We start from the raw sequence: 18,821 nt of genomic DNA, 5'->3' as shown, positions 1-18,821 counted from the left end.
GTCGGGTCGGGTCGGGTCGGGTCGGGTCGGGGGAGCGTCGGCCGTCCGTGAGTACTGGTGAACACCTGTCATAGCGCGGAGGCCCACTCCGTCGCCCGGACAATCACTGCATGACGCGTACACCTGACCACCGCGACGCGGACCCCTCTCCCGCCACGCCCGCCTCCCTCTCGGCCGAGGAGATCGCCTCCGCCGTGCGTTCGCGGACCCTGCGCGCGGTCGACGTCGTCGCGGAGGCCCTCGACCGCGTCGAGCGGGCCGACCCGGTCCTGTCCGCCTTCATCGAGGTGTGGGCCGACGACGCCCTTCGGCGGGCCGGTGAGGTGGACGCGCGGGTCGAGGCGGGTGAGCGGTTGCCGCTGGCCGGCGTACCGATCGGGGTCAAGGGGCGGCGGGGGCTCGGGACGGCGGGCCCGTTGCTCGAAGCGGGATGTGTCGCGGTGGGGGCGACGTCGGTTCCGGGGCCGGGAACCGTCTGGCAGACCTGGGGACTCGGCCGGCACGGCCCCACGGTCAACCCCTGGCGCCACGACCGCACACCCGGCGGCTCCTCGGCCGGTTCCGCGGTGGCGGTGGCGGCGGGCCTTGTGCCGCTCGCGACCGGGAACGACGGTGCCGGCTCGGTACGGATCCCGGCGGCGTGGTGCGGCGTCGTCGGACTCAAGGTCGGTAACGGGCGACTGCCGTCGAGCGACCGCACCGGGCTCATGGTGCCGGGGGTGCTGACACGACGGGTGGGGGATGCGGCGGCGTACTGGCGGGTGATGTCAGGCAACGCCACGACAGCGGGGGCCGGGGCCAGCGCTGCATCCGGGTCCATGTCCGTATCCGTATCCGTGTCCGTATCCGCCTCTGCCTCTGCCTCTGCCTCTGCCTCCGGCGATCGGCCGACCGCCGTATGGTCCCCCGACCTCGGCTTCGACTCTCCCGACCCGGACGTCGTCGTCGTCGCCCACACCGCCGCCCTCCGGCTCGCCGAGGCCGGGGCGCTACGGCTGACGCGCCCGCGCACCCCCCTCCGCCTCCACGACCCGGCTCCGGCATGGCTGGCCCTGCGGACGCCCGGCGCGGGGCCCACCGCCGAGGTCCATCGCATCCGGGCCGCGAACGACAGTCGGCTGGCCGACCTCTTCGCCGGCACCCGGCTGCTGCTGACGCCCACCGCGCCCACCCCGCCGCACGGTCACGAGGGTCCAGGCGAGCGCTACTCCACCGCGCTCACCTGGGCGTTCAACCTGAGCGGGCATCCGGCGATCAGCATCCCTGCGGGGTTCGGGCCGGACGGCTGCCCCGTCGGACTCCAACTGGTGGCGGCGCACGGCGAAGAGGAACTGCTGCTCGAAGTCGCCGGCGTAGCCGAGGGCCACCTCGGGCCCTGGTGAGCACAGCGCCCTCCTGGATCCCCATGCCCCTGGATCCCTCAGGATCCCCCTGGACATCTAAATGCGTACGCATATAATGCACATGCGATTAGTTGTCGTACGCCGACCATCCGGCCCCCTGTGAAGGCCGACTGTTTGGGGGAACCATGACCCGCCGCTTCCTGTTCGTCCTCGGCAGCAGCCGTTCCGACGGCAACACCGAGCTCCTGGCCCGCAGGGCCGCCGAGCAGCTGCCCGAGGGTGTCGAGCAGCAGTGGATCGACCTGGCCGCGCATCCGTTGCCCGACTTCGAGGACCTGCGGCACGACAGCGACCATGTGCGCCCGACCCGGGGCAACGTGGCGCTGCTGCTCGACGCCACGCTCGCGGCGACGGACGTCGTGATCGTCTCGCCGCTGTACTGGTACTCGGTGTCCGCCCACGTCAAGCGCTACCTCGACTACTGGTCGGGCTGGCTGCGCACCCCCGGCGTGGACTTCAAGGCGACCATGGCCGGACGCACCCTGTGGGGGGTCACGGCGCTCGCGCACGAGGAGCAGGAGGTCGCCGACCCGCTGGTCGGGACGCTCAGCAACTCCGCCGCGTACCTGAGGATGCGCTTCGGCGGAGTGCTGCTCGGCAACGGCAGCAAGCCCGGTGACGTGCTCGGCGACGCCGAGGCCCTGGCCCGCGCGAAGACGTTCTTCGCGCAGGACGCGCCGCTCGCGCGGTTCCCGTACGAGACCGACTGAGCGCTACGCCGTGATGTCCTACGCCATGATCTCCTACGCCGTAATGCCCTACGCCGTGATGTCCTTCGCTGTGAATCTCGCCCACGCCGCCGAGCCGAACACCGCCGCGTAGAGGCCCTGGAGACCGAGGTTCTTCACCAGGTCGTCCCAGTAGACGGGCTCGCGCATGAGGTCGGCGAAGGACAGCCAGTAGTGCGAGAAGAAGTACGGCTGGAGCGCGTGGAGCTGGGGGATCTGGTCGAGGATCTGCACGGTGATCAGCAGGCCCACCGTCGTCGCCATCGCCGCGATGCCGCTGTTGGTCAGCGTCGAGACGAACAGACCGAGCGCCGCCACGCCGATCAGTGACGCGGCGACGACCAGGGCGATCAGCAGGGCTCTGGCCAGGCCCTCGCCGAAGCTGATCCGGGTGCCGGAGATGGTCGTCAGATCGCCGAGCGGGAAAAGCAACGCGCCGACCGTGAGCGCCGAGACCGCGACCACCAGGGTGGCCACCAGGCAGAACGTCATCGTGGTCGCGTACTTGGTGAGCAGCAGGCGGGTGCGGCCGGCGGGGGCGACGAGGAGATAGCGGAGGGTGCCGGCGTTCGCCTCGCCCGCGATCGCGTCGCCCGCGATGACGCCGATCGCCATCGGCAGGAAGAAGGGGAGCGTCGCGGCGAGTGCCGTGAAGACCAGGAACAGGCCGTTGTTGGTGATCTGGGAGATGAACGCCGGACCGCCACCGCCCTCGGGTCCACCGCCCGCGGACGAGCCGTCGCCGGTCTCGATCTTCACGGCGATACCGACCAGGATCGGCACGGCCGCCAGGACGGCGAGCAGCGCGAGGGTGCGCCAGCGCCGGAAGGTCGTGACGAGTTCGCTGCGGAAGAGACCGAAGGTCCACAGGGGGCTGGGCTTCCGGTCCGCTCCGATCGCGCCGCCCTGCTCGACGACGTCAGCCCGCGACATCGAACCCCTCCCCCGTCAGTGCCACGAACGCGTCCTCCAGGGAGGCCCGTTCGACGCCGAAGCCGCGGACGCGGACCCCGGCCCTCACCAGCGCCGCGTTGACGTCCGCGAGATCACGGTCCGGGGGCTCGGCGGTCACCCGGTCGTCGGTGATGACGACATCGCCGGCACCCTGCTCCTTGAGCACCCGGGCCGCGTCCCCGGTGTCGGGGGTGGTCACGACGAGCCGGCCGCGTGTCCCCGCCGCCAGCTCCGCCACCGCGCCCTGGGTGATCAGCCTTCCCTGGGCCATCACGGCGGCGTGGGTGCAGACCTGCTCGATCTCGTCGAGGAGGTGGGAGGAGAGGAAGACGGTCGTGCCGTCGGAGGCCAGCTCCCGGATCAGCGAACGGATTTCGCGCATGCCCTGCGGGTCGAGGCCGTTGGTCGGCTCGTCGAGGACGAGGAGCCTGCGCGGCTGGAGCAGCGCGGCCGCGAGCCCGAGCCGCTGCTTCATGCCGAGCGAGTACGCCTTGGCCTTCTTGCCGGCGGCGGCCGTCAGGCCCACCCGGTCCAGCGCGGCCGTGACGCGGGCGCGCCGGGTGCGGGGATCGGCGGTGGGGTCGGCGGCGTCGTAGCGCAGAAGGTTGTCGCGGCCGGAGAGGAAGCCGTACAGAGCGGGTCCCTCGATGAGCGCGCCGACGTGCGGCAGCACGGCGCGCGCGGCCCGGGGCATGGGCTGCCCGAGCACGCGCGCGGTACCGGAGGTGGGCTCGATCAGGCCCATCAGCATGCGGATGGTGGTGGTCTTGCCCGAGCCGTTCGGACCGAGGAAGCCGAAGACACTGCCCGCCGGGACGGATAGATCGAGACCGTCCACGGCGAGCTGTCCACCGCGGTAGCGCTTGGTGAGGCCGTGGGTGGCAATCACGGCACTGCCATCGCCGGGCGCCTCGGACCGACCGCCGTCACCGGGCGCCGCGGGCCGACCGGCGCGCGCGGCCTCGTCGGCCTGCCGACTCCGGTCGGCCTCGGCGGCCTGCCGGCTCCGGTCGGCCTCGGCCGTCTTCCCGGCGGGCGGTTCCTCCATCGGCGCCTCGGGCTCCTCGGTTCGTGGTGCGGGTGGGGCGGTCGGCGGTGGGCTACTTGCCCGAGTCGGCCGCCTTCACGAGCGCGTCCTTGGTGACGGCGCCGACGTAGACCTTGCCGTCGTCCGTGACAAGGGCGTTGATCAGGCGCGTCTTGAAGACGGTGCCCGAGCCGAACTTACCGGTGACCTTGTCGCCCAGGGAGTCCAGGAAGCCACCCATGTCGCCGCCGATGTCGCTGCCGGACGGCACGCCCTCGCCGCCGGTGTCGAAGACGGCCACGGAGTTCCAGCCCTCGCCGATGACCTCGGGGCCGCCCTCGGCGCCCTTGCCCAGCGCGCCTCCGGTGAGCGGACCGCCGAACTCCTTCTCGAGGCCCTTGCCCAGCTCGTCCTCGGACTTGGCGCCGCCGTGCTCGCGGGCCGCCTTGTCCAGCTCGCCCTCCTCGGTGACCGTCGCACCCTTGGGCGGGGTGAAGTCGAAGGTGGAGGCGGCGGGCTTGGCGAAGCTGACCTGGGTGAAGCCGGCGTCGATCACGGCCGCGCCGCCGCTCGACGGGGTCAGCGTGAACTTCAGCGGCATGCCGGTCTCGGCGTCCACGGCCACGCTGATCGCGCCGACCGTGCTCCCGGACTGCTTCGGCTTGATGACCAGTCGGTAGGCGTCCCGGCCCGCGACCTGCGCGGTGCCGTCGACGGTGACGGACGTGGTGTCGTCGACCGCCTTCAGGGCCTCCTCGGTGAACTCCTTCGGCGTGGCGGGGACCTCTTCGGACTTGCCCTTGCCCTTGTCCGCCTGCGCCTCGTCGGCGGTGCCGTGGAAGACCTCGTTGGACTTGCTGTCGTAGCCCCAGATGTCCTTGCCGTTGTGGATGAGGCTGTACTCGGAGGCGTTCTCCAGCAGGGAGAGCTTCTGCTTGTCGTCGCCGTCCACGGCGAGGCGCAGGGTGTGCGTGCCGGACGCCAGCTCGGTCAGCTTGGCCGAGGGGTCGGCGGACGATCCGTCACCCGAGCCGGAGGCCATGGCGCCGGAGGCGAAGCCGGCCCCCAGTCCGCCGAGGTCGGGCAGACCCAGGTCGGTGGTGATCTTGAAGGTGCCGGACAGCTGCTCCACGTCCGACTTCGCGATCTTCTCGATGAGTTGCTGCGCGGTGACGTCCGGCAGATCGGGGTCGCCGGAGTCGGCGATCGCCGGGACGAGCCCGATGGTCGCCGCCGCGATTCCCACGACCGCGACCGGAACGACGTACCGCGCGGCCTTGCGACGCCCCGCGCGCAGGTCGTCGGCCTCCCCTGCGGTCGTGCTGTCCTCGGATTCGTACGGTGCCATGTGTGCCTTACCTCCGTCGTCGGCGGCGGCTGTCCGTCTCGTTCCCTCGCTCGCGAGTCCTGTGACCCCGCACTCGCCCACCCCGTAGCCGCCATTCTCACCCGAATCGGTGAGGAGTGGTGTTTTCCGTGGTCTCCATCTGACCAAATCGGCCAGGGAGATTCGTCAGCCTCCGGAGCCAACTCCGTGTACACCTGCGGTATGACACACGGAGGCGGCGCCTCCCCCGACCCGTAGGGGTCGACGGGGAGAACGCCGCCGGGTGCGCGCCGCGCCGGACGGTCGTTCAGGCCGCCGCGGCCGCCGATCAGCCGTTGATGAACACGTAGTCCGCCTTGTACGGCACACCGACGATCGTGCCGGGCGTGCAGGAGCCGGCCGGTGCCACGCCGCCGACGGTGTTCAGCCGCAGGATCTCGGCGGTGTCGGCCAGCAGGCCGTGGTGCCTGCCGGACTGAGTGGCCTTCAGGTCGAGCTCGGGGATGTTCTTCTCGCCGTTCGGGGTCCGGGAGATGACGGCCCCCGTCACCGCGCTGCCGTCCCGTGCGATCCACTGCGGCGTACCGGAGTTGGGTGCCACGAAGGAGTGCGCGATACGGCCGCCGAGCACGGCGCCGACGTCCCGCTGGGCGAACGCGTACCCGCCGCCCTCGGCCGGCTTGCACTCGTAGATCTGCTTGCCCTTGACGACGGACGCCTGGAAGTTGTCGAGCGCGTCGCGGAAGTCGAACCCGGCGACGGTGACCTTGTGGAGCTGCCCCCGTACCGCGCCGCCCGGGAACTCGGCCGTGTGGAGGTTGGCGTAGAAGGAACTCGGGTCGTTCTTGAGGGCGTTGAGCAGGGCGGGGTCCTTCACCTCGACGGTGCCGGTGACGCTGTGCCCCTTGCTCTTGCCGAGCAGGCCGCCGAAGTCGACCTTGATGCCGCCGTTGGTGCCCCTGGCACCCTGGTGGATGTGGAGGGCGGTCGGCCGGCCGGTGCCGCGCCAGGTGACGGCGACGGACACCTTGTCGCCCTTGACCTTCACGAACTCCAGAGCGGCGCCGTCCTTGTCCCCGACGGCGGGCCCGCCCTCGACGGGCACCTCGTTGGCCCCGCGGAGGGAGGCCGCGAGGACCGTGCCCCCGCTGCCGCCGATGCCCCCGGCGGTCCCGCTCTGGTTCACGATCCCCTGCGTGTCGCTTCCGGCGTGGCCCGCGTGGTCGGCGCGGTCACCTCCGGCGGCGAAGGCGGGAATCACCGCGGCGGCGACACCACCGGCGGCGGCCACCGCGACGGCGGTGACGATCAGGCTGTTACGGCGCTTCGAGAACGTCGTCTTCATGCCCATGATTCTGTTTTCTCCCCGTAATGCAGCTGACGCCCCCTGCGTCAGCTTCTGGGCATTCATACGGAGCGGATCTTAGTTTGGACTCAGTCCAGACATGTGACGTGCGTCACGCACTGAGTCGGGGTGGCCGATCCTCAGCCCGCCCGGTGCACCACCGCGTCGCACAGCTCCATCAGCGCGGCCTTCGCGTCCATGTCCGGCAGCGGCGCCAGCGCGGCCCGCGCCTCCTCCGCGTACCTGACGGTGTCCCGTCGCGCCTGCTCCAGCGCCGGGTGCTCGCGGAGCCCGGCAAGCGCCTCCGCCAGCCGCGCGTCGTCGCTCAGGTCGGACTCCAGCAGCTCACACAGGGCGATGTCCTCGGCCAGCCCCAGCCGCGCGGCGCGCTCCTGGAGCCGCAGCACCGGCATGGTCGCAATGCCCTCGCGCAGATCCGTGCCCGGCGTCTTGCCGGACTCGTGCGAGTCGCTCGCGATGTCCAGCACGTCGTCCGCCAGCTGGAAGGCGACGCCCAGCCGCTCCCCGTACTGGGTCAGCACGTCGACAACCGTCTCGTCGGCGCCCGACATCATCGCCCCGAACCGGCACGAGACCGCCACCAGCGACCCGGTCTTCCCGCTGAGCACGTCCAGATAGTGCTCCACGGGGTCACGCCCGTCCTGCGGCCCCGCCGTCTCCAGGATCTGCCCGGTGACCAGCCGCTCGAACGCCTCGGCCTGCACCCGGACCGCCTCGGGCCCGAGGTCGGCGAGGATGTGCGAGGCCCGCGCGAAGAGGAAGTCGCCGGTCAGTACGGCGACGGAGTTCCCCCAGCGGGCGTTCGCGCTGTCGACCCCGCGCCGCACGGCCGCCTCGTCCATCACGTCGTCGTGGTACAGCGTCGCCAGATGGGTGAGCTCGACGACGACGGCCGAGGGGACGACCCCCGGCGCGTACGGGTCCCCGAACTGGGCCGCGAGCATCACGAGCAGCGGCCGGAACCGCTTCCCACCCGCCCGCACCAGATGCTGGGCGGCCTCGGTGATGAAGGGGACCTCACTCTTGGTGGCTTCGAGCAATCCCTCCTCGACAGCCGCCAATCCGGCCTGGACATCGGCTTCCAGAGCCTGGTCCCGCACGCTCAGCCCGAACGGCCCGACGACGGTCACGAGGGGTCTCCTGTCTGCTGGTGTCCACTGGCTGTTACACGGTTTGTCGATAGGTCGCTGCCATCACTCAAGTCAGCGTATCCGGTCAGGTTTCGATCACCGCTGCCGCCCACCCGTCCACCACGGGCGGTATCGGATCACGGCCGGTATGTTTTTGATCACCTGATAAGGCCGGATATCGATCGACTTATACGGAAGTAGCGACCCGTGTCCCGAACCGGCCCCGCCGCCGCCTCGGCCGTCCCGGCCGCCCTCACCCACCTGACCTCCCTCGTCGACGGCCGGCTCACCGATCACACCCCCGTCGGCCCGACGGGGGACTGCCATGACAACGACTCGCACCGCACGCGAGGTTCCACCCTCAGGGTCGACATGCGCACCCGGAAGCGTTGGCCATGGCGCGACAGAACTCCCCTTGTGCGCAAGCACGTTGGACGGAACAAAGATCATCGCGAGGCGGTCCCCACGCAGGGCGAAGGAGTGCTTTTCCGTCTGACACGGGAAAAACGGACTCCACGGACAGCCGGATAAAGGCGAGTTGGAGCCATTGCCCGATTTGCCGCTCTTGCGCCTGCCAGTGAGTTGGGTCACTCACGCCCGTCGACACGCCCCTCCTGCGACGCCTCTTCCCGCCTTGCACCGAAAGCAAGTTGAGGGTTAACAACCGCAAAGGATCAAGTGCCCCATTCACCTCAGACCAAGGTCAAACTGCACTACAGGTGACGACGACACTTGTTCCGGGCATGTGCTCTCGCATACGTTCCCGCTCGTCGGGCGGACGCCTAATCCTGCCGCCGCCCGAGTCATCCACCCACGCAACTCACAAACGCACGGCAGGAGCGGGGGACCCAGGTAAGCCGCCGGATCGGACGCCTTCATGGCGCGCCGGCCCGGCTAGGGGTGAAGTCGCGCTGCCGCACGGTGGCCCGGCCGGGCATCTCCCGCCCGAACCCGACAGCTCACCTCGCAGGCGTCGGAGAGGAACAGCGCCATGCCCCGAGGCAAGCACCGCCGCCCCCGCACCACCCCGCTCACCCGCCGTGCCGTCATCGCCGGAACCGGCACCGCCGCTCTCGCCCTCCCCCTCCTGGGCGCGACCACCGCAACCGCCGCCGAGCCCGCCACGGCGAAGGTCGGCTCCGTCGCGTACACCACCAAGAAGGGCGACACGCTCTACGGCATCGCCGACCGCTACGACGCCCAGGGCGGCTGGAAGCAGCTCTACAAGGACAACCGCAAGGCCATCGGCGACAACCCCCGGCTGATCCACCCCGGCACCGACCTGAAGGTCCGGGCGACCAAGAAGGTCAGCACGCCGAGCAGGACGGCCTCCAAGGCCGCCGCGCCCGCCAAGAAGTCCTCCGTCGCCCAGGCCACCCAGTCCTCCGTGAAGACGTTCCCGGACAACCTCGACGGCTGGATCCGCAACGCCCTGGACATCATGGGACAGAACGGAATCCCCGGTTCGTACGAGGGCATTCACCGCAACATCATGCGTGAGTCGTCCGGCAACCCGCTGGCCATCAACAACTGGGACTCCAACGCCGTGGCCGGCACCCCGTCCAAGGGCCTCCTCCAGGTCATCGACCCGACCTTCGCGGCCTACCACGTGCCGGGGACCGTGTACGACCCCTACGACCCGGTCGCGAACATCGTGGCCGCGTGCAACTACGCGGCCGACCGCTACGGCTCGATCGACAACGTGAACGGGCCCTACTAGGAGCAGCGGCCCCACTAGGAGCGGCTGGCCACCCATCGGCGCATATCGCCCCTTACCGGGCGATATGCGCCAGGGTGTCCGCGAACAGTCTCTCCAGGACGACGGCGATGCCGTCGTCCTCGTTCGAGGCCGTGATCTCGTCGGCGACCGCCTTGAGTTCGGGGTGCGCATTGGCCATCGCGACCCCACGGGCGGCCCAGTCGAACATGGGGATGTCGTTGGGCATGTCCCCGAAGGCGATCGTCTCGCGCGGACCGAGGCCCAGATGCTCGGCGGCGAGCGCGAGTCCGGTCGCCTTGGTGATGCCGCATGGCTGGAGTTCGACGGTGCCGGGCCCCGACATGGTGACCGTCGCCAGCGAACCGACCACCGCACGCGCCGTCGCCGCCAACTCGTCGTCCGACAGAGTCGGGTGGCGCAGCAGCACCTTGCTGATCGGCTCGCACCACAGGTCCTCGCGGCGCCTGACGCGTACGGCGGGCAGCGTGGGGTGCGGCATCAGATACCCCGGCTCGATGAGCGTGAGCCCGTCGACGCCGTCCTGGTCGACGGCCGCGTACACCTGCCCCACCTCGGCCTCGATCTTGCCGAGCGCGGTCTCCGCCAGCTCCCGGTCCAGCGTCACGGACCACAGCAGACGATCCGCGCCGGCGTCGTACAGCTGCGCGCCCTGCCCGCACACCGCGAGCCCCGTACTGCCCAGGATGTCGAGCAGCGGCCGCACTCTGGGCGCCGGCCGCCCCGTGACGACGAGGTGTTGAGCACCGGCCGCCACCACCCGCCCGAGCGCGTCGAGGGTCCGGTCGGACAGCGTGTCGTCACCGCGGAGCAGCGTCCCGTCCAGGTCAGTGGCGATGAGTGAATATGCGATGGGTGGGGCCATGATCAGAGAATACGGACAGGAAGCCCCATCGACTCGACCTGAACCGGACGGCTGCTGGGTTCACATGTGTTGACACCTGTTCCGGTTCCATTTGTGCTATTGCGCGCACAACTGCCTTCCTGCCTCTGTGATTTCACTCCGACGTGGCCGCGCCGTAGGCCCGGGGCGCCGCCGGGGGCGACGAGCCGCCGTGCCACCGGTCCCCGCGACGCGGGTTTTCGCACTGCCCAAGGCAGGCGGCTCACACGTAACGTGTGGCCCGACCGACCACATGGCATACGGAGCGTATGAGAGTGAGGCAGCACCCCATGCCCCCCTTCGATCTCCCCGAGGGCGACCCCTTCGGCACGCACAACCTTCCGTACGGTGTCTTCTCCCTCCCCGGCTCGGACTCCGCACGACGGGTCGGCGTCCGGCTCGGCGATCACGTCCTCGACGCGGGCAGGGCCGCCCAGGCCCTCGGCTCGCCCTACGCCCCGCTGCTCGCCCAGGACTCCCTGAACCCGCTGCTCGCCGCCGGCCGCACCACCTGGTCGGACGTACGGCGCGCACTGACGGCATGGGTGACCGTGCCCGCGCACCAGGAGGTCGTCCGCGACCTCTTCCACCCTCTGTCCTCGGTGACCCTGCACCTCCCCTTCGAGGTCGCCGACTACGTCGACTTCTACGCCTCCGAGAACCACGCCCGGAACGTCGGCCAGATCTTCCGCCCCGACGCCGAGGACTCCCTCACCCCCAACTGGAAGCACCTGCCGATCGGTTACCACGGCCGCTCCGGCACCGTGGTCGTGTCCGGCACGGATGTCGTACGCCCGTCGGGCCAGCGCAAGGCCCCCACCGATCCGGCGCCGGTCTTCGGCCCGTCGATCCGGCTCGACATCGAGGCCGAGGTCGGCTTCGTGGTCGGCAAGCCGTCGCGGATGGGCGAGCCGGTGGCGCTGGGCGACTACCGGGAGCACGTCTTCGGCCTGTGCCTGCTCAACGACTGGTCGGCACGCGACATCCAGGCCTGGGAATACGTCCCCCTCGGCCCCTTCCTCGGCAAGTCCTTCACCACGTCGGTGTCGGCGTGGATCACCCCGCTGGACGCCCTGGACGACGCGCGGGTGGCACCGCCACGGCGCACCCACCCCCTGCTGCCGTACCTGGACGACTCCGGCTCCGAGACCGAACCCGGCGGCTACGACCTGCGTATCTCGGTGGCCGTCAACGGCCACGTGATCTCCGAGCCGCCCTTCTCCAGCATGTACTGGACCGCCGCCCAGCAGCTCGCCCATATGACGGTGAACGGCGCCTCGCTGCGCACCGGCGACCTGTACGGCTCCGGCACGGTCAGCGGCCCGACTGAAGGCGAGCGCGGCTCACTGCTGGAGCTGACCTGGAACGGCCGCGACCCGCTCGAACTTCCCGACGGCAAGCGGACGTTCCTGGAGGACGGCGACGTGGTGACACTGTCCGCCTGGGCACCGGGGCCCGGCGGGGTCCGGGTGGGACTGGGCGAGGTCACGGGGCGCATCGCGGCGGGGTGACGGCGAGGCGGGGAGGGCGGCCCGGACCGGGAGCGAGGCCGGCACCGGAAGGGCAGCCCGGACCGGGAGCGGGGCCGGCACCGGGACGGCGGCCGGTGTCGGGGCCGAAGCCGACGTCGGGGTCCACTCGCCTGTCGAGGTCGGGGCCAACTCGCTGATTCCGCAAGGCGTTTCGCGTCCGCGGCGACGGCACCGGCGCCCCGGCCGGACGGTCGTCCGGGCCGCGCATTCGGCGCGTCCTTCCCCCTGACTCCGTCGACCGTCACCGGCATACTGACTGGCGGTGGGATGCGAGCCGTGTCCGGCGTTCGCGGCCCACCGCCACGCACGGCCGCCCGCTCATCTTCCTGTCCAGGATCCGGAGACCAAGGCATGACCGTCTGCATGCTCCTGTTGAGCATCGTCGCCCTGACGGCCGCCGTACCCGTCCCCCGAGCACTGACCCGGGCCAACTGGCCCGAACGGGAACCCGTGGTCGCGCTCTGGGTGTGGCAGTGCCTGGTCGCCACGGTCCTGCTGTGCTGTCTGACGGCGCTGTCCCTGGGCACGGCCGCCGTCTTCGGCACCGTGCGCGCCCAGCTCTTCGCTCCGGCTCCGCCGTCGGTGACGGAGGCGTACGACCTCTCGGCCGCGCCCGCCTGGGCCGCCGCCCTGACCCTGCTGCTGGCCTGCGGTGCCGCCTGGACGACCGCGATGCTGGCCCGCGAGACCGTCGAGGCCCGCCGCAGGCGTGGCGTGGCCAGGGCCCACCTGCGCGAACGCGCCCCCGACCTGCCCGCGGGCCTGGGCTCGGCGCGCGGTCCGCTGCTGGTGCTGGAGGACGAGTACCCGGACGCCTGGTGGATGCCGGGCAGCCCGGCCCAGCTCATCGTCACCACCGGTGCCCTGCACCGCCTGACCGACCACCAGCTCGACGCCGTCCTCACCCACGAACGGGGCCATGCCCGCGCCCGCCACGACTGGCTGCTGCACCTCTCCACCGCGCTCGCCACCGGATTCCCCCGCATCCCGTTGTTCGCCCACTTCTGCGACCAGACCCACCGCCTGGTCGAACTGGCCGCCGACGACACGGCGTCCCGCCGCTGCGGTCACCTGACGACGGCCCTGGCCCTGATCGAGCTCAACCAGCACCGGGGCGTCCTGTCCTGCGCGTCCACCCACCGCCTCCTGGGCGAACGCGTCGACCGCCTCCTCCAGCCCCCGCCCCGTCTGGGCCGCCGCGACCGCGCGCTCACGACGACGCTGGCGGCGCTGATCCCCCTGCTCCCACTGTTGATCACGTTCGCACCCGGGCTGACGGCACTGACGTGACCGGGGTGCCGGACCATCGAGTCCCCGACCCTCCCTAGGCCCAGTCCTCCGGCTCCGGCTCCATCTCCATCTCGGGCCAGTCGTCCATCCCGTGCCCCGCCGCAGGAGCCGCGCTGGACGCCGCCCCTGAACCGGCCCCAGCCCCGGCCCCGGGCTCACCCCGCTCCGAGACCAGCACCTCGAGCACGCCCTCGCCGTACGTGGCCAGCTTCTTCTCGCCGACCCCGCTGATGCTCCCCAGCTCCCGCACGGAGGCGGGCCACACGGTCACGATCTCCCGCAGTGTGGCGTCATGGAAGATGACGTACGCCGGGACCCCCTGCTCCCGGGCCTGCTCGGCACGCCAGGCACGCAGCGCCTCGAAGGCCGGCACCAGCTCCTGAGGCAGTTCGGCCGCCGCGGCCTTCGCCTTCTTCTCCCCGCGCGCGCCGGAACCCGACCCCGACCGCGAGGTCGCCGGCTTCTTCGGTTCCTTCCGCAGCGGCACCTCCCGCTCGCGCCGCAGCACCGACCCGCTGGCCTCGGTCAGCACGAGCGTCCCGTACTCCCCCTCGACGGCGAGCAGCCCCTGCGCCAGCAACTGCCGTACGACGCCGCGCCATTCGCCCTCGCCGAGGTCCTCGCCGATGCCGAACACGGACAGCTGGTCGTGATCGAACTGGATCACCTTGGCGGTGCGCCGTCCCAGCAGGATGTCGACGATCTGCACCGCCCCGAACTTCTGGCCGCGCTCGCGCTGCAGCCGCACCACCGTCGACAGCACCTTCTGCGCCGCGACCGTGCCGTCCCAGGTCTCCGGCGGGGTGACACAGGTGTCGCAGTTGCCGCAGCCCACCGGCTCGGCGTCCTGGCCGAAGTAGGCGAGCAGCTGGCCGCGCCTGCACTGGGCCGTCTCGCACAGCGCCAGCATCGCGTCGAGGTGGGAGGCGGCCCGGCGCCGGAAGGCCTCGTCGCCCTCACCCGAGTTGATCAGCTTGCGCTGCTGGATGACGTCGTTGAGGCCGTAGGCCATCCAGGCCGTGGAGGGGAGGCCGTCACGGCCGGCGCGGCCGGTCTCCTGGTAGTAGCCCTCGACCGACTTGGGCAGGTCGAGGTGGGCGACGAAGCGGACGTCCGGCTTGTCGATGCCCATTCCGAAGGCGATGGTCGCGACCACGACCAGGCCGTCCTCCCGTAGGAACCGGGACTGGTGCGCCGCGCGCGTGCCGCCGTCGAGGCCCGCGTGGTACGGCACCGCCTCGATGCCGTTGCGGGCCAGGAATTCGGCCGTGGCCTCCACCGACTTGCGGGACAGGCAGTACACGATGCCCGCGTCGCCCGCGTGCTCGTCCTTGAGGAAGCTCAGCAGCTGCTTCTTCGGGTCGGCCTTCGGCACGATCCGGTACTGGATGTTCGGCCGGTCGAAGCTCGCCACGAAGTGCCGGGCGGTCGGCATGTTCAGGCGCTGGGTGATCTCCTGGTGGGTGGCCCGGGTGGCCGTCGCCGTGAGCGCGACCCTCGGGACGTCCGGCCAGCGCTCGCCGAGCAGCGACAGGGACAGATAGTCGGGCCGGAAGTCGTGGCCCCACTGGGAGACGCAGTGCGCCTCGTCGATGGCGAACACCGAGATCTTGCCGCGGGAGAGCAGCTCCAGCGTCGCGTCGAGGCGCAGCCGCTCCGGTGCGAGGTAGAGCAGGTCGAGCTCGCCCGCCAGGAACTCCGCCTCGACCACCCGGCGCTCGTCGAAGTCCAGCGTGGAGTTGATGAACCCGGCGCGCACGCCCAGCGCCCGCAGCGCGTCCACCTGGTCCTGCATGAGTGCGATGAGCGGGGAGACGACCACGCCCGTACCGGGTCTGACCAGGGACGGGATCTGGTAGCAGAGGGATTTTCCGCCACCGGTCGGCATGAGCACGACCGCGTCGCCGCCCGCCACCACATGTTCGATGACGGCTTCCTGCTCGCCGCGGAAGGCTTCGTATCCGAAGACCCGGTGCAGCGTGGCCAGCGCCTCACTGCCGCCGGTCTGCGCCGTCTCGGTCACCCCTGGCATCTCCCTGATCCCACCCGTCGCGCCCATCGCCATGTCCCCCGTACGTCGTCCCTCGACCACTGCCTCCACGATAGGGGCCAGGACCGACAGCGCCGGAGTTATCCACAGGCTCGCACCCACCTCGACACGAATGCGGCCCAGCACCCCTCGCAAGGGATGCCGGGCCGCCGCCGTGATGCACGAGGCCGTCGCGTCAGCGCACGAACACGCTCGCCTGGTTCGCCAGGTCCAGGAAGTACTGCGGCGCCACACCCAGGACCAGCGTGACCGCGACACCGACGCCGATCGCCGTCATCGTCAGCGGCGACGGAACGGCGACCGTCGGGCCCTCGGGCCGCGGCTCGCTGAAGAACATCAGGACGATCACGCGGATGTAGAAGAACGCCGCGATCGCGGACGAGATCACACCGACCACGACCAGCGGAGCCGCCCCGCCTTCCGCCGCCGCCTTGAACACGGCGAACTTCCCGGCGAACCCGGAGGTCAGCGGGATACCGGCGAAGGCCAGCAGGAACACCGCGAACACGGCCGCGACCAGCGGTGAACGTCGGCCCAGACCGGCCCAGTTGGACAGGTGCGTGGCCTCACCGCCGGCGTCGCGCACCAGCGTGACCACCGCGAACGCGCCGATCGTCACGAACGAGTACGCGGCCAGGTAGAAGAGGACGGACGACACCCCGTCCGGCGTGGTCGCGATGACACCCGCGAGGATGAACCCCGCGTGCGCGATCGACGAGTACGCCAGCAGTCGCTTGATGTCGGTCTGCGTGATCGCGATGATCGCGCCGCCCAGCATCGTGACGATCGCCACGGCCCACATGACCGGCCGCCAGTCCCAGCGCAGGCCGGGCAGGACGACGTACAGGAGCCTCAGCAGCGCGCCGAACGCCGCCACCTTGGTGGCCGCCGCCATGAACCCGGTCACCGGCGTGGGCGCACCCTGGTAGACGTCGGGCGTCCACATGTGGAACGGGACCGCGCCCACCTTGAACAGCAGGCCCATCACGATCATCGCGGAGCCGATGAGCAGCAGTGCGTCGTTGCCCATGGTGTCCGCGAGCGCCGGGTTGACGTCCGGCACAGTGCCGTCGACGACCTGCGCGATCGTCGCGTACGACACGGAGCCCGCGTACCCGTACAGCATGGCGATGCCGAACAGCGTGAACGCGGAGGCGAAGGCTCCCAGCAGGAAGTACTTGACCGCGGCCTCCTGCGACATCAGCCGCTTGCGCCGGGCCAGCGCGCACATCAGGTACAGCGGGAGCGAGAGCACTTCCAGGGCGATGAACAGCGTCAGCAGGTCGTTGGCCGCCGGGAAGACCAGCATGCCCGCGACGGCGAACATCAGCAGCGGGAACACCTCGGTGGTGGTGAACCCGGCCTTGACCGCGGCCTTCTCGCTGTCGCTGCCCGGCACGGACGCGGCCTGCGCGGCGAAGGAGTCGACCCGGTTGCCGTGCGCCTCCGGATCGAGCCGCCGTTCGGCGAAGGTGAACAGGCCGACCAGGCCCGCCAGCAGGATCGTGCCCTGGAGGAACAGGGCGGGTCCGTCGACGGCGATCGCGCCCATCGCGGCGATGCCCGACTTGGTCGTGGCGTATCCGCCGGCCGCCAGCGCCACGACCGCGGCAAAGGCTGCGACGAGCGCCACGACGGCGACGAACACCTGGGCGTAGTAACGCGTCTTGCGCGGTACGGCCGCCTCGATCAGCACGCCGACGACCGCCGCGCCGACAATGATCAGGACGGGCGACAGCTGCCCGTACTCGATCTTCGGCGTGTCGATCTTCGAGATCGGTTCGGCCGCGGTTGTCCACAGGCTGTGGACGGCAGATGTGCTCACTTGGCCGCCTCCACCTCGGGCTGAGGATCCTTCTTGTGTACGTCGGACATGGTCTGCTGGACCGCCGGGTTGACGATGTCCGTCAGGGGCTTCGGGTAGACGCCCAGGAAGAGCAGCAGGGCGACCAGCGGGGCGACGACCACGAGTTCACGGACCCTGAGGTCGGGCATCGCGGAGACCTCCGGCTTCACCGGGCCCGTCATCGTCCGCTGGTAGAGGACGAGGACGTAGAGCGCGGCGAGCACGATGCCGAAGGTGGCGATGATGCCGATCACCGGGTAGCGCGTGAACGTGCCGACCAGGACCAGGAACTCACTCACGAACGGTGCCAGGCCCGGCAGCGACAGTGTCGCCAGGCCGCCGATCAGGAACGTGCCGGCGAGCACCGGGGCGACCTTCTGCACACCGCCGTAGTCGGCGATGAGCCGCGAGCCGCGCCGGGAGATCAGGAAGCCGGCCACCAGCATCAGCGCGGCCGTCGAGATCCCGTGGTTGACCATGTAGAGCGTCGCGCCGGACTGGCCCTGGCTGGTCATCGCGAAGATGCCCATGATGATGAAGCCGAAGTGCGAGATCGACGCGTACGCGATCAGGCGCTTCATGTCCCGCTGGCCGACCGCGAGCAGCGCCCCGTAGACGATGCTGATCAGCGCCAGGACGAGGATCGCGGGCGTCGCCCACTTGCTGGCCTCGGGGAACAGTTGGAGGCAGAAGCGGAGCATCGCGAAGGTGCCGACCTTGTCGACGACCGCGGTGATGAGGACGGCTACCGGTGCGGTGGCCTCCCCCATCGCGTTCGGCAGCCAGGTGTGCAGCGGCCACAGCGGCGCCTTCACCGCGAAGGCGAAGAAGAAGCCGAGGAACAGCCAGCGTTCGGTGTTGGTCGCCATGTCGAGCGTGCCGTTGGCACGGGCCTCGGCGATCTGCTGGAGGCTGAAGTTCCCGGCGACCACGTACAGGCCGATCACCGCGGCCAGCATGATCAGACCGCCGACCAGGTTGTAGAGCAGGAACTTCACGGCCGCGTACGACCGTTGGGTGGAGGCCACCTTCTCGCCGTGCTCGTGGGCACGGTCCCCGAAGCCGCCGATGAGGAAGTACATCGGGATCAGCATGGCTTCGAAGAAGATGTAGAAGAGGAAGACGTCGGTGGCCTCGAAGGAGATGATCACCATCGCCTCGACGGCCAGGATCAGGGCGAAGAAGCCCTGGGTCGGCCGCCACCGCTTGCTGCCGGTCTCCAGCGGGTCGGCGTCGTGCCAGCCCGCGAGGATGATGAACGGGATCAGCAGCGCCGTCAGCGCGATCAGCGCGACCGCGATGCCGTCCACGCCGAGTTCGTAGCGGACCCCGAAGTCCGCGATCCAGGAGTGGGATTCGGTGAGCTGATAACGGTCGCCGCCCGGGTCGAAGCGGACCAGGACGGTGATCGCGAGGGCGAGTGTGCCGAGCGAGACGAGCAGCGCCAGCCATTTGGCGGCGGTGCGCTGCGCGGCCGGTACGGCGGCCGTGGCGATCGCCCCGATCGCCGGGAGCACCGCCGTGGCTGTCAGCAGAGGAAAGGACAT

The 18,821-nt window shown here is 70.6% G+C and carries 14 protein-coding genes and 1 riboswitch; of the genes, 5 read left to right on the top strand and 9 right to left on the bottom strand.

The annotated features are described in order from the left end of the window. The first annotated feature begins 110 nt into the window (after positions 1-110). Positions 111-1,382: an amidase gene (locus tag PGH47_RS25020; protein ID WP_271665311.1), complete on the top strand. Its 1,272-nt coding sequence runs from the start codon at positions 111-113 to the stop codon at positions 1,380-1,382. Between the two features lie 146 nt (positions 1,383-1,528). Beyond that, positions 1,529-2,113, top strand: coding sequence for a flavodoxin family protein (locus PGH47_RS25015; RefSeq protein ID WP_214335292.1), 585 nt, complete (start codon positions 1,529-1,531; stop codon positions 2,111-2,113). 48 nt (positions 2,114-2,161) lie between these two features. Here the strand turns inward: PGH47_RS25015 and PGH47_RS25010 are convergent, their stop codons facing one another. From PGH47_RS25010 to PGH47_RS24990, 5 genes are all read right to left on the bottom strand, one after another. Further along, entirely contained in the window at positions 2,162-3,064 is a 903-nt protein-coding gene (locus tag PGH47_RS25010; RefSeq protein ID WP_030959134.1) for an ABC transporter permease, read from the bottom strand. After that, complete coding sequence (locus tag PGH47_RS25005) at positions 3,051-4,133, bottom strand: ABC transporter ATP-binding protein (RefSeq protein WP_271665310.1); 1,083 nt, start codon at positions 4,131-4,133, stop codon at positions 3,051-3,053. Before PGH47_RS25005 ends, PGH47_RS25010 begins: the two co-directional genes overlap by 14 nt. 52 nt (positions 4,134-4,185) lie before the next feature. Next, positions 4,186-5,460, bottom strand: a complete 1,275-nt coding sequence (locus PGH47_RS25000; protein ID WP_271665309.1) for a LolA family protein — start codon at positions 5,458-5,460, stop codon at positions 4,186-4,188. Between the two features lie 307 nt (positions 5,461-5,767). Further along, on the bottom strand, positions 5,768-6,784 hold the full coding sequence (locus tag PGH47_RS24995) for a CHRD domain-containing protein (RefSeq protein ID WP_271665308.1): 1,017 nt from the start codon (positions 6,782-6,784) through the stop codon (positions 5,768-5,770). A gap of 140 nt (positions 6,785-6,924) precedes the next feature. After that, on the bottom strand, positions 6,925-7,935 hold the full coding sequence (locus tag PGH47_RS24990) for a polyprenyl synthetase family protein (protein ID WP_271665307.1): 1,011 nt from the start codon (positions 7,933-7,935) through the stop codon (positions 6,925-6,927). Between the two features lie 817 nt (positions 7,936-8,752). Beyond that, a riboswitch (cyclic di-AMP (ydaO/yuaA leader) is annotated at positions 8,753-8,921 on the top strand. Positions 8,922-8,926: 5 nt separating this feature from the next. Between PGH47_RS24990 and PGH47_RS24985 the strand changes: the two genes are divergently transcribed. Beyond that, positions 8,927-9,655 carry a LysM peptidoglycan-binding domain-containing protein gene (locus tag PGH47_RS24985; RefSeq protein WP_271665306.1) on the top strand — a complete coding sequence of 243 codons (729 nt, stop codon included), beginning with the start codon at positions 8,927-8,929 and terminating at the stop codon, positions 9,653-9,655. A gap of 52 nt (positions 9,656-9,707) precedes the next feature. Here the strand turns inward: PGH47_RS24985 and PGH47_RS24980 are convergent, their stop codons facing one another. Then, positions 9,708-10,538, bottom strand: coding sequence for an HAD family hydrolase (locus PGH47_RS24980; protein ID WP_271665305.1), 831 nt, complete (start codon positions 10,536-10,538; stop codon positions 9,708-9,710). 308 nt (positions 10,539-10,846) lie between these two features. On the opposite strand from PGH47_RS24980, the gene fahA reads away from it, so the two are divergent. Together fahA and PGH47_RS24970 are read left to right on the top strand one after the other, a co-directional pair. After that, complete coding sequence (gene fahA / locus PGH47_RS24975) at positions 10,847-12,067, top strand: fumarylacetoacetase (protein ID WP_271665304.1); 1,221 nt, start codon at positions 10,847-10,849, stop codon at positions 12,065-12,067. A gap of 372 nt (positions 12,068-12,439) precedes the next feature. Then, positions 12,440-13,378: a M56 family metallopeptidase gene (locus PGH47_RS24970; RefSeq protein WP_271665303.1), complete on the top strand. Its 939-nt coding sequence runs from the start codon at positions 12,440-12,442 to the stop codon at positions 13,376-13,378. A gap of 34 nt (positions 13,379-13,412) precedes the next feature. On the opposite strand, the gene recQ is transcribed toward PGH47_RS24970, so the two are convergent. The 3 genes from recQ to PGH47_RS24955 all read right to left on the bottom strand — a co-directional run bounded on the left by recQ (position 13,413) and on the right by PGH47_RS24955 (position 18,821). Next, on the bottom strand, positions 13,413-15,437 hold the full coding sequence (recQ, locus tag PGH47_RS24965; protein WP_271668143.1) for a DNA helicase RecQ: 2,025 nt from the start codon (positions 15,435-15,437) through the stop codon (positions 13,413-13,415). A gap of 166 nt (positions 15,438-15,603) precedes the next feature. Further along, positions 15,604-17,253, bottom strand: coding sequence for an NADH-quinone oxidoreductase subunit NuoN (gene nuoN, locus PGH47_RS24960; RefSeq protein ID WP_271665302.1), 1,650 nt, complete (start codon positions 17,251-17,253; stop codon positions 15,604-15,606). Beyond that, a complete protein-coding gene (locus PGH47_RS24955) occupies positions 17,250-18,821 on the bottom strand; it encodes an NADH-quinone oxidoreductase subunit M (RefSeq protein WP_271665301.1) in 1,572 nt (523 codons plus the stop codon). Before PGH47_RS24955 ends, nuoN begins: the two co-directional genes overlap by 4 nt.

The sequence above is a fragment of the Streptomyces sp. HUAS 31 genome (assembly GCF_028198125.1).
Classification (GTDB): Bacteria; Actinomycetota; Actinomycetes; order Streptomycetales; family Streptomycetaceae; genus Streptomyces; species Streptomyces chartreusis.
This window is presented reverse-complemented; position numbering and strand designations above follow the sequence as displayed.

Bases quoted from the DNA above. Each gene is read 5' to 3' on its own strand.
- PGH47_RS25000 (WP_271665309.1), bottom strand. From the start codon at position 5,460: ATGGCACCGTACGAATCCGAGGACAGCACGACCGCAGGGGAGGCCGAC.
- PGH47_RS25020 (WP_271665311.1), top strand. From the start codon at position 111: ATGACGCGTACACCTGACCACCGCGACGCGGACCCCTCTCCCGCCACG.
- fahA (WP_271665304.1), top strand. From the start codon at position 10,847: ATGCCCCCCTTCGATCTCCCCGAGGGCGACCCCTTCGGCACGCACAAC.
- PGH47_RS25015 (WP_214335292.1), top strand. From the start codon at position 1,529: ATGACCCGCCGCTTCCTGTTCGTCCTCGGCAGCAGCCGTTCCGACGGC.
- PGH47_RS24955 (WP_271665301.1), bottom strand. From the start codon at position 18,821: ATGTCCTTTCCTCTGCTGACAGCCACGGCGGTGCTCCCGGCGATCGGG.
- PGH47_RS24980 (WP_271665305.1), bottom strand. From the start codon at position 10,538: ATGGCCCCACCCATCGCATATTCACTCATCGCCACTGACCTGGACGGG.
- PGH47_RS25005 (WP_271665310.1), bottom strand. From the start codon at position 4,133: ATGGAGGAACCGCCCGCCGGGAAGACGGCCGAGGCCGACCGGAGCCGG.
- PGH47_RS24970 (WP_271665303.1), top strand. From the start codon at position 12,440: ATGACCGTCTGCATGCTCCTGTTGAGCATCGTCGCCCTGACGGCCGCC.
- PGH47_RS25010 (WP_030959134.1), bottom strand. From the start codon at position 3,064: ATGTCGCGGGCTGACGTCGTCGAGCAGGGCGGCGCGATCGGAGCGGAC.
- PGH47_RS24995 (WP_271665308.1), bottom strand. From the start codon at position 6,784: ATGAAGACGACGTTCTCGAAGCGCCGTAACAGCCTGATCGTCACCGCC.
- recQ (WP_271668143.1), bottom strand. From the start codon at position 15,437: ATGGGCGCGACGGGTGGGATCAGGGAGATGCCAGGGGTGACCGAGACG.
- PGH47_RS24985 (WP_271665306.1), top strand. From the start codon at position 8,927: ATGCCCCGAGGCAAGCACCGCCGCCCCCGCACCACCCCGCTCACCCGC.